The organism is Halomonas sp. 707D4, from assembly GCF_024158685.1.
GTDB lineage: Bacteria > Pseudomonadota > Gammaproteobacteria > Pseudomonadales > Halomonadaceae > Vreelandella.
Map to the genome: position 1 here is coordinate 1 of NZ_JAMZBD010000095.1, position 8,541 is coordinate 8,541.

An 8,541-nucleotide genomic window follows, 5' to 3' on the forward strand; every position below is an offset into this window, starting at 1 on the left:
GCGATGGTCACCGCCGTCGAGCGCTTCGTCGAGCGCGCCCCGGAGCACGACGGGCGCATCGCCTTTCTGATCACCGCCGACGAAGAAGGCCCGGCCATCGACGGCACCCGCGCGGTGGTCGAGCATCTGCGCGAGCGCAACGAGCGGCTGGACTACTGCATCGTCGGCGAGCCCTCCTCCACCGCCACCCTTGGTGACGTGATCAAGAACGGCCGGCGCGGCTCGCTCGGCGGGGTGCTGCACGTCAAGGGCGTGCAGGGCCACGTCGCCTACCCGCACCTGGCGAACAACCCCATCCACCAGGCACTGCCGGCGCTGGACGCACTTACCCGCGAGCACTGGGACGCAGGCAACGACTTCTTCCCGGCGACCAGCTTCCAGATCTCCAACTTTCGCGCCGGCACCGGGGCCACCAACGTGATTCCCGGCGAGATCGAAGTGGTGTTCAACTTCCGCTACTCGACCGAGGTGACCTGCGAGCAGCTGAAGGCGCGCACCGAGGCGATCCTCGACGCCCACGGGCTCGACGCCCACGTCGAGTGGACGCTCAACGGCGAGCCGTTTCTCACCGCCGAGGGCGCGCTGGTCGACGCCGTGGTCACCGGGGTGGAAGCGGTCACCGGGCAGCGGCCTATGCTCTCGACCAGCGGCGGTACCTCGGACGGACGCTTCATCGCCACGCTCGGCGCCCAGGTGGTGGAGCTCGGTCCCTTGAACGACACCATCCACAAGGTGAACGAGCGCGTGCGCGCCGAGGATCTCGAGGCACTCAGCCGTATCTACGAGGCCACGCTGGAGGCACTGTTCACACCGGCAGGGAGCCCGCCATGAGCGAACGCTTTCCGGATATCGAGGTGTATCTGAAAACCGTCGACCAGGACAACCTCGACGCATGGCTCGGCCAGACGCTTGCGACGAGTGCTCTGGCGCCGGCGGGCAAGGGCAAGTGGAAGGCGCGCGGGCGACACCTCGATCACGACGTGCCGATCCTGCTGGTGGAGAAGGCCGCCGACGGCTTCGCGAGCCTCTGGTTCGACAGCCCCCATACGCCTTGGGAGGACGACCGCGCCTGTGCGCAGGCCGTCGCGAAGGCCTTGGGCGTGGAAGTGCGCTGCTCGCTGGGCGGCTGGCACCCGGGCGACGATCCGGACGCCTTCTGGCAGGTGCTGCCGGACGGTCGCGAGCAGGCGATCACCTGGCCGGACTCCGGGCGCTGAGCGACGCCCCAACGACATCGGCCCCGCAGAGCGGGGCCGATGGCAGGGAGCGAGTCGTCTAAGCGAACTAGGACTCGATGATGCTCACGTCGTCGGCCTGCAGGCCGCGGTCGTTCTGGATCACGTGATAGCGCACGATCTGGCCCTCGGCCAGCATGCGCGGGCCACGGCCGCGAATGGCGCGAAAGTGGACGAACACGTCCTCGCCATTGTCGCGGGTGATGAAGCCGTAGCCCTTGTTGGTATTGAACCACTTCACCTCGCCCTCTTCGCGCCCGTCGTTGGGGTCGATCACGTCCTCGGGCTCCTCGTCCACCGCCGCTGCCGGCTGGCGCGCGGCAGGAACCGCACGCGCGTACTCGGCGGCGACGACCACGGGCGGTGCAAAGGCGGCCGCCGCGAGCGTGCCGACCAGCAGCATGATGAAGCTACCCAGCGCCACGGCGACATACACACCCGCCGTGCCGATGATGGCGAGTTCCGCCAGCCACTGCTCGGCGAGCGGCGCGTCGGTCAGATGAACGAGACCGGCCAGCAGCAGCGGCGTGGGCGCGGCGAGCAACACACTGATCAATAAACAGCGAACAACAACTTTTGGGTTCATAGATGTTAAAAGCTCTCTTGTTGTAGAAGTACCAAACAAAGGAAAATACTCGAAGCGATTATAGCAACCCCTCTCATTGGCGATAAATGCTGATGCGAACTCGATTTAAACCACACGCCGGCCACGCCCGGTCACCCCGAGCCTGCCCGACGAGGAAACGATCTTATCATGCCCGATGACGCCACGCCCGCCACGCTCGACCAACGTCTCGAGGCGCTGGAAACCAGGCTCGCCTACCAAGAGCACTGGCTGGACACCCTGGATCAGGCCGTCGCCCAGCAGGAGCGCCGGCTCGACAAGCTCGAACAGCTCAGCGCCCTGATGCGCGAACGGCTACGGGAACAGCACCAGGCACTGAGCGCCCAGAACGACGGCGGGGCACATCGCCTGGAAGACGACGTGCCCCCGCACTATTGAGCTGTCGGTGACGTTGATAGCGACACCGAGCGCGGCTCGTCAGATCACTCGGCCTCGTTCACCACGGCGGCGCCGTACAGGCGCCGGTACTCCTCGGGCAGGCGCTTGGGGCGACCGGTGGAGAGCGCCACGCAGGCAAAGCGCGTGCGGGCGGCGAGCAGTGTGCAGGCATCACCCACGCGCTTGAGCTCGAAGCGCCGGGTGAGGCTCGTGCGCCCGTCGCAGGCGACGATCCAGGTGGCCAGCACCAGCGCGTCACCAGCGAAGGCCGGGGCGAGGTAATCGAGCTCGTGGCGGTGCACCACCATCGCCCGGTCGAGCGCCCGGTAACGGGCGAGATCCAGTCCCAGCGCCTCGGAGTGGGCCCAGCTGATCTGCTCGACCCAGCGCAGGTATTCGCCGTTGTTGACGTGCCCGAACGCATCGATCGCCGTCTCCTCGACGGCGATCTCGAGGGTGAAGGGCGTCGGCAGACTCCACTGCATGGGCGCTCCTTGCAAACTCATGAGGCAGGATCAGTCGCGATAGACGCGCACGCCCAGCGCCTTGAGGTAGGCGGTTTCGGGAATCGCCGGGTGCACCGGGTGATCCGGTCCCTGGTGGCCCTGGAAGATGAGCTGGCCGTGGCGGTCCTGATGGCGCACCGCGCCGCGCACCACGTCGACCAGCCGGTCGTGAGCCAGGTGCATCGAGCACGATGCCGACAGCAGCAGGCCATCGCGGCCCAGCAGGCGCATCGCCTCGCGGTTGAGCCGCGCGTAGGCGCGCTCGCCGTTGGGGATGTCCTTGCGCTTCTTGATGAACGCCGGCGGGTCAAGGATCACCACGTCGAACTGCTCGCCGTCGGCCTTGAGCGCGGCCAGTACATCGAAAGCATCGCCTTCGCCGATGGCGACCTGCTCCTGCACGCCGTTGAGCTCGGCGTTGCGCGCCACCTGCTCGAGCGCCTTGTTCGATGCGTCCACGCAGAGCACCTCGGAGGCGCCGCTGGCCGCGGCCTGCACGCCCCAGCCGCCCACGTAGCTGAACACGTCGAGCACCCGCTTGCCCGCCACCTGGGCGTTGAGCCAGGCACGGTTGACGCGGTGGTCATAGAACCAGCCGGTCTTCTGACCGTCGAGCACCGGCACCGCGAAGCGCACGCCGTTCTCCTCGATCAGCACCTCGTCGGGAAGCACGCCCTTGGCGATTTCGACCTGGGCTTCCAGCCCCTCCTGGCGACGCCCGCCGGTGTCGTTGCGGAACACGATCACCTCGGGCTTGATCACCTTCTCGAGCGCGTCGACGATCTCGTCGGCCAGCGCCTGCATGCCGGCAGTGTTGAGCTGCACCACCAGCACGTCGCCGAAACGGTCGATGACCAGCCCCGGCAGCAGGTCGCCTTCGCCGTGGATCAGGCGGTAGAAAGGCTTGTCGAACATCCGCTGGCGCAGCGCCAGCGCCTGGTTGAAGCGGTGGACGAACAGCGAGCGGTCCAGGCGCATCTCCGGATCGCGGGACATGATGCGCGCGCTGATCAAGGAGTGCGGGTTGACGTAGGCGACCCCCAGGGCCTTGCCATTGGAGGCCTCGATCAACGCGGCCTCGCCGGCGGCGAACTCCTTGAGCGGGGTCGCCTTGGTATCCACCTCGTTGGAGTAGATCCACAGATGCCCCGCCTTCAGGCGGCGGTCGGCATTCTTGTTCAAGCGCAGGCGTTGGGTCACAGGTCTCTCCAAAAGCATCGGCAAAGCATGAGGTTGAGTTTAACGCTGGCAGCCCGGACAGAAAACACTCGCCCGCTGGCCCAGGGTAATACGCTTGAGCAGCGTGTGGCAGCGCGGGCAGGGCTGGTCGTGACGCCCGTAGACGTTGAGCCGCTGGGCGAAGTAGCCGGGCTCGCCCTGGCCGCTGACGAAGTCGCGAAGGGTCGTGCCGCCTTGGGTGATCGCGGCGGCCAGCACCTCCTTGACCGCCGTCGCCAGGTGATCGTAGCGCGCCCGCGAGATGCGCCCGGAACTTCGCCGCGGGTCGATCCCGGCGATGAACAGCGCCTCGGTGGCGTAGATGTTGCCCGCCCCGACCACCACCTTGTTGTCCATCAGAAACGGCTTGACCGCCACCCGCTTGCCGCGCGACAGCCGGTAGAGCCACTCGCCGTCGAAGGCGTCGCTCAGGGGCTCCGGGCCCAGGTGAACGAGGCGCGGGTCCCGGGTGTCGTCACCTCGCTGCCAGTCGACGAAGCCGAAGCGGCGCGGATCGTGGTAGCGAAGCACCACGCCCTCGTCGGTGACCACGTCGACGTGATCGTGCTTCTTGGGCGTGTCGCCCACCCGGGCGATGCGCAGGCTGCCGGACATGCCCAGGTGCCAGAGCAGCGTCCCCTGCCCTTCGATCGGCAGGCGCAGGTACTTGGCCCGCCGCGTGATCGAACCGACCCGGGCCCCCACCAGGCGCGCCTCGAAATCTTCCGGCACCGGCACCCGCAGGCGGCGGTTGCGCACGCGCACTTCGGTGATCTCGCGCCCTTCGAGGTAAGGGGCGATGCCGCGACGGGTGGTCTCGACCTCGGGCAACTCGGGCATGGGGGCACCTCATGATGGCCATCGATCATGACGGTGGCGTGGCGTCTCGCCACGCCGAATGTACAAATACAGATATGCAAATACAGATATACAAATACAAAGACCCGGCTTTCAGGGCCGGGTCTTCGACAGGCGCTCGCCTGCGGTGAAAGCCGATCGTGCAACCGAGGTTACTTGATCTTGGCTTCCTTGTAGATCACGTGCTTGCGAACCACCGGATCGTACTTCTTGAACTCGAACTTGTCGGGGGTGTTCCGCTTGTTCTTGTCGGTGGTGTAGAAATGGCCGGTACCGGCGCTGGATACCAGACGAATCTTGTCGCGCATGGTTCAATCTCCCAGAATAGGTCGCTAACGGATGGCGTTGAGCGTGCTTAGATGGCGTCGCCGCGCTTGCGGATGTCGGCCAGCACGGTTTCGATGCCTTTCTTGTCGATGATGCGCATGCCCTTGGAAGAGACGCGCAGCTTCACGAAACGGTTCTCGGATTCGACCCAGAAACGGTGCGTGTGCAGGTTCGGCAAGAAACGACGACGTGTCTTACGCTGGGAGTGTGAAACGTTGTTACCAGTTACCGGACGCTTGCCGGTAACCTGACATACTTTGGACATGAGAGCCTCCAACCGCTTGGCCAGGGTATAAGCCTGAGTGTTCAAAACTGTCGGGCAAACCGGAAGGGAGGGAGTCGACGCAGTTAAGGCCTAGCTGTACCCAGATCCGTTATTCAACCCAAGTTTAAAGGTGGCACTTTATACCAGAGCGACCACCCGGCGGCAAGCAAAAGCGTGCCCAAAGCGGCAAAAAGACCCGCTTGGCGGTCGAACGTCCGGCTTTTGGTTACAGCCAGCCGCGCTCGGCAAAAGAGATCACATCGGCATCGCCCACCACGAAGTGGTCGAGCACGCGCACGTCGAAAAGCCCCAGCGCCTGGCTCAGGCGTTCGGTGATTCGCCTATCGGCGTCGCTTGGCTCGGCCACCCCGGAGGGGTGGTTGTGCGCCAGGATCACGGCCCCGGCGTTGAGCTCGAGAGCGCGCTTGGCGACGTCGCGCGGATAGACCGATGCGCTGTCCAGTGTACCGCGAAACAGCGCCTCGTAGCGAATGATTCGATGCTGGGTATCCAGAAACAGTACCGCGAACTCCTCGTGGCCGAGGTGTCTGAGCTGCGAGCGCAGGTAGTGGCGCACCAGCGCCGGCGAGGTCAAGGCGTTGCCCCGGGCGAGCTGGGCGGCCAGGTGGCGCCGCGAGAGCTCGAGGGTCGCCTGGAGCTGGGCGAACTTTGCCGCGCCCAGCCCGTGGGCCTGGCAGAAGGCGCTCTGGTTCGCCTCCAGCAAGGGGCGCAGGCCGCCGAAACGGGACAGCAGATCGCGGGCCAGGTCCACCGCCGAGCGGCCCTTCACGCCGACGCGCAGAAAGATCGCCAGAAGCTCCGCGTCTGAGAGCGCCTGGGCACCCAGCGTCAGCAGTTTTTCCCGCGGGCGCTCGCCCTCGGGCCAGTGATTGATCCCCATCGCCTCCCCCATTGCCGAACCAAACCTCGATGCTCACCATACCTAGCCTAGAAGGCGGCGGTCGAATCTGCCAAAAGAGGCGCCCGAATGGTATGGTGAGCACCTTTGGAGCGGGCCCGGCGCCCGGCTCGAGCGGGTCTCATCGTGGAGTGAACATGGCTTCGAACCAGGCATGGCCAAGCGCATCCCTTGTCGGCAAGCGCATCCTTCTCGGCGTCAGTGCCGGCATCGCCGCCTACAAGAGCGCCCAGATCGTCCGGCTGATCAAGCAGGCCGGCGGCGAGGTGCGCGTGGTGATGACCGACGGCGCCCAGGCGTTCATCACGCCGCTCACCCTGCAGGCGCTTTCCGGCGAGGCGGTGCGCACGTCGCTTCTGGACCCGGCGGCGGAAGCCGGCATGGGCCATATCGAGCTCGCCCGCTGGGCGGACGCGCTGCTCGTCGCCCCGGCCACGGCGGATCTGATCGCCCGCCTCGTCCACGGCCTAGCGGATGACCTGCTCACCACCTTGAGCCTGGCCTGCGAGGCGCCCCGGCTGATCGCCCCGGCCATGAACCAGGCGATGTGGCGCCACCCGGCGAGCCGTCGCAACGCCGCCCTGCTCAATGAGGATGGCTGGCAGGTGATCGGCCCCGCCGCCGGCGAGCAGGCCTGCGGCGATGTCGGCCCCGGGCGCATGAGCGAACCCGAGGCGATCGTCGAGGCCCTCGCCCGGCGTCTCGCCCCACCATTGGAGACGCCCCGCCCGCGCGCGGTGATCACCGCCGGCCCTACCCGGGAGGCGCTCGACCCGGTGCGCTATCTCTCCAACCACAGCTCCGGCAAGATGGGCTACGCGCTGGCCGCCGCCGCCGTCGAGGCGGGCTTCGACACCACCCTGATCAGCGGCCCGGTCGATCTGGCCACCCCGCCGGGTGTCACCCGCATCGACGTGGAGAGTGCGCTTGAGATGCATGAGCAGGCGCTGCGTCTCGCACCAAAGGCGGCCCTGTTCATCGGCTGCGCCGCCGTGGCCGACTACCGCGCCGAGCAGACCGCCGAGCACAAGCTCAAGAAGGTGGATGAAGGCGACACGCTCACCCTGACCCTCACCAAGAACCCTGACATCATCGCGGACGTTGCCGCCCTCGCGCCTGGCGAGCGCCCTTTCGTGGTGGGCTTTGCCGCCGAGACCCGAGACGTTTCCCGCTACGCCACCGACAAGCTCGCCCGCAAGAACCTCGATCTCGTGGTGGCCAACGACGTGGCGCGCCAGGGCCTCGGTTTCGGCAGCGACGACAACGCCGCGACGCTTGTCTGGCGCACCCCGGCGGGCATCGAGAGTCTCGATGCAAAGGCGCAGCCCAAGCGTGCACTGGCGCGCCTGATCATCGACCACGCCCTTACATTGACCGTCAACCCCGATGGAGCCGCTCCATGAGCCTTACCGCGTCACAGCGCACCCTGAAGTGCAGGGTGCTCGACGAACGCCTGCACGACTACCTTCCCACCTACGGCTCCGCCGGCGCCGCCGGCATGGACCTGCGCGCGCTGCTCGACGCGCCGCTGACGCTGGCTCCCGGCGAGTGCCAGCTGGTGCGCACCGGCCTTGCCATCCACATCGAGGACCCGACCCTGGCCGGCGTGATCCTGCCCCGCTCGGGGCTCGGCCACAAGCACGGCATCGTGCTCGGCAACCTGGTGGGGCTGATCGACTCGGACTACCAGGGCGAACTCAAGATCTCGGTGTGGAACCGCGGTCAGGAGAGCTTCACCCTCGAGCCCTTCGAGCGTCTCGCCCAGTACGTGCTGGTCCCGGTGGTCCAGGCCAGCCTCGAGATCGTCGAGAGCTTCGAGCACAGCGCGCGCGGCGACGGCGGCTTCGGCAGCACCGGGCGCGGCTGAGCCCTTTCCCTTCGGCTGACTTCAGGAGTCGCCCATGACGGTACCCGCTTCGATATTTCGCGCCTACGACATTCGCGGCGTGGTGGACGACACCCTCACCGAGGCGGGCACCGCCCTGATCGGCCGTGCGATCGGCAGCGAGGCAATCGCGCGCGGCGAGCGTGCGGTGATCGTCGCCTTCGACGGCCGCCTCTCCGGGCCCCGGCTCAAGGCGGCGCTGATCACGGGATTGACGAGCACCGGGGTCGAGGTGATCGACATCGGCCGGGTGCCCACCCCGGTGCTCTACTTCGCCACCCACACCCTCGGCGAGACCCGCTCCGGAGTGATGATCACCGGCAGC

General features: G+C 66.9%; 12 protein-coding genes and 1 pseudogene. 6 read left to right on the top strand and 7 right to left on the bottom strand.

Features of this window, described 5'->3' with window-relative positions:
• Positions 1–831 (top strand): succinyl-diaminopimelate desuccinylase (dapE, locus tag BIS11_RS06070; RefSeq protein ID WP_253585825.1); only part of this gene is annotated, 831 nt, incomplete at its 5' end.
• The gene (locus BIS11_RS06075) at positions 828–1,217 is read left to right on the top strand and encodes a hypothetical protein (protein WP_253420700.1); all 390 of its coding nucleotides are present in this window, start codon (positions 828–830) and stop codon (positions 1,215–1,217) included. The genes dapE and BIS11_RS06075, both read left to right, overlap by 4 nt.
• A 67-nt stretch (positions 1,218–1,284) precedes the next feature.
• Here BIS11_RS06075 and BIS11_RS18565 read toward each other — a convergent pair whose 3' ends face one another.
• Positions 1,285–1,821 carry a cold-shock protein gene (locus tag BIS11_RS18565; protein ID WP_301282915.1) on the bottom strand — a complete coding sequence of 179 codons (537 nt, stop codon included), beginning with the start codon at positions 1,819–1,821 and terminating at the stop codon, positions 1,285–1,287.
• Positions 1,822–1,989: 168 nt separating this feature from the next.
• On the opposite strand from BIS11_RS18565, the gene BIS11_RS06085 reads away from it, so the two are divergent.
• Positions 1,990–2,238: a SlyX family protein gene (locus tag BIS11_RS06085; RefSeq protein ID WP_253420703.1), complete on the top strand. Its 249-nt coding sequence runs from the start codon at positions 1,990–1,992 to the stop codon at positions 2,236–2,238.
• Between the two features lie 44 nt (positions 2,239–2,282).
• Here BIS11_RS06085 and BIS11_RS06090 read toward each other — a convergent pair whose 3' ends face one another.
• From BIS11_RS06090 to radC, 6 genes are all read right to left on the bottom strand, one after another.
• Complete coding sequence (locus BIS11_RS06090) at positions 2,283–2,723, bottom strand: thioesterase family protein (protein ID WP_253420706.1); 441 nt, start codon at positions 2,721–2,723, stop codon at positions 2,283–2,285.
• 30 nt (positions 2,724–2,753) lie between these two features.
• The gene (locus tag BIS11_RS06095) at positions 2,754–3,962 is read right to left on the bottom strand and encodes a class I SAM-dependent rRNA methyltransferase (RefSeq protein ID WP_301282916.1); all 1,209 of its coding nucleotides are present in this window, start codon (positions 3,960–3,962) and stop codon (positions 2,754–2,756) included.
• Positions 3,963–3,983: 21 nt separating this feature from the next.
• Positions 3,984–4,802: a bifunctional DNA-formamidopyrimidine glycosylase/DNA-(apurinic or apyrimidinic site) lyase gene (gene mutM, locus BIS11_RS06100; protein WP_253420711.1), complete on the bottom strand. Its 819-nt coding sequence runs from the start codon at positions 4,800–4,802 to the stop codon at positions 3,984–3,986.
• Between the two features lie 170 nt (positions 4,803–4,972).
• The gene (rpmG, locus tag BIS11_RS06105) at positions 4,973–5,128 is read right to left on the bottom strand and encodes a 50S ribosomal protein L33 (RefSeq protein ID WP_227391162.1); all 156 of its coding nucleotides are present in this window, start codon (positions 5,126–5,128) and stop codon (positions 4,973–4,975) included.
• 47 nt (positions 5,129–5,175) lie between these two features.
• Complete coding sequence (gene rpmB / locus BIS11_RS06110; protein ID WP_038481085.1) at positions 5,176–5,412, bottom strand: 50S ribosomal protein L28; 237 nt, start codon at positions 5,410–5,412, stop codon at positions 5,176–5,178.
• Between the two features lie 226 nt (positions 5,413–5,638).
• Positions 5,639–6,313 carry a DNA repair protein RadC gene (gene radC / locus BIS11_RS06115; RefSeq protein ID WP_227391163.1) on the bottom strand — a complete coding sequence of 225 codons (675 nt, stop codon included), beginning with the start codon at positions 6,311–6,313 and terminating at the stop codon, positions 5,639–5,641.
• A 155-nt stretch (positions 6,314–6,468) separates the two neighbouring features.
• On the opposite strand from radC, the gene coaBC reads away from it, so the two are divergent.
• The 3 genes and pseudogenes from coaBC to BIS11_RS06130 all read left to right on the top strand — a co-directional run.
• Complete coding sequence (gene coaBC, locus BIS11_RS06120; RefSeq protein WP_253420715.1) at positions 6,469–7,734, top strand: bifunctional phosphopantothenoylcysteine decarboxylase/phosphopantothenate--cysteine ligase CoaBC; 1,266 nt, start codon at positions 6,469–6,471, stop codon at positions 7,732–7,734.
• Entirely contained in the window at positions 7,731–8,198 is a 468-nt protein-coding gene (dut, locus tag BIS11_RS06125; protein WP_253420718.1) for a dUTP diphosphatase, read from the top strand. Before coaBC ends, dut begins: the two co-directional genes overlap by 4 nt.
• A gap of 34 nt (positions 8,199–8,232) precedes the next feature.
• Positions 8,233–8,541 (top strand): annotated as a pseudogene (locus BIS11_RS06130) (phosphomannomutase/phosphoglucomutase); the annotation flags it as partial.

Coding starts and splice junctions, on each gene's coding strand:
- BIS11_RS06075 (WP_253420700.1), top strand. CDS start 828: ATGAGCGAACGCTTTCCGGATATCGAGGTGTATCTGAAAACCGTCGAC.
- BIS11_RS18565 (WP_301282915.1), bottom strand. CDS start 1,821: ATGAACCCAAAAGTTGTTGTTCGCTGTTTATTGATCAGTGTGTTGCTC.
- BIS11_RS06085 (WP_253420703.1), top strand. CDS start 1,990: ATGCCCGATGACGCCACGCCCGCCACGCTCGACCAACGTCTCGAGGCG.
- BIS11_RS06090 (WP_253420706.1), bottom strand. CDS start 2,723: ATGCAGTGGAGTCTGCCGACGCCCTTCACCCTCGAGATCGCCGTCGAG.
- BIS11_RS06095 (WP_301282916.1), bottom strand. CDS start 3,962: ATGCTTTTGGAGAGACCTGTGACCCAACGCCTGCGCTTGAACAAGAAT.
- mutM (WP_253420711.1), bottom strand. CDS start 4,802: ATGCCCGAGTTGCCCGAGGTCGAGACCACCCGTCGCGGCATCGCCCCT.
- rpmG (WP_227391162.1), bottom strand. CDS start 5,128: ATGCGCGACAAGATTCGTCTGGTATCCAGCGCCGGTACCGGCCATTTC.
- rpmB (WP_038481085.1), bottom strand. CDS start 5,412: ATGTCCAAAGTATGTCAGGTTACCGGCAAGCGTCCGGTAACTGGTAAC.
- radC (WP_227391163.1), bottom strand. CDS start 6,313: ATGGGGATCAATCACTGGCCCGAGGGCGAGCGCCCGCGGGAAAAACTG.
- coaBC (WP_253420715.1), top strand. CDS start 6,469: ATGGCTTCGAACCAGGCATGGCCAAGCGCATCCCTTGTCGGCAAGCGC.
- dut (WP_253420718.1), top strand. CDS start 7,731: ATGAGCCTTACCGCGTCACAGCGCACCCTGAAGTGCAGGGTGCTCGAC.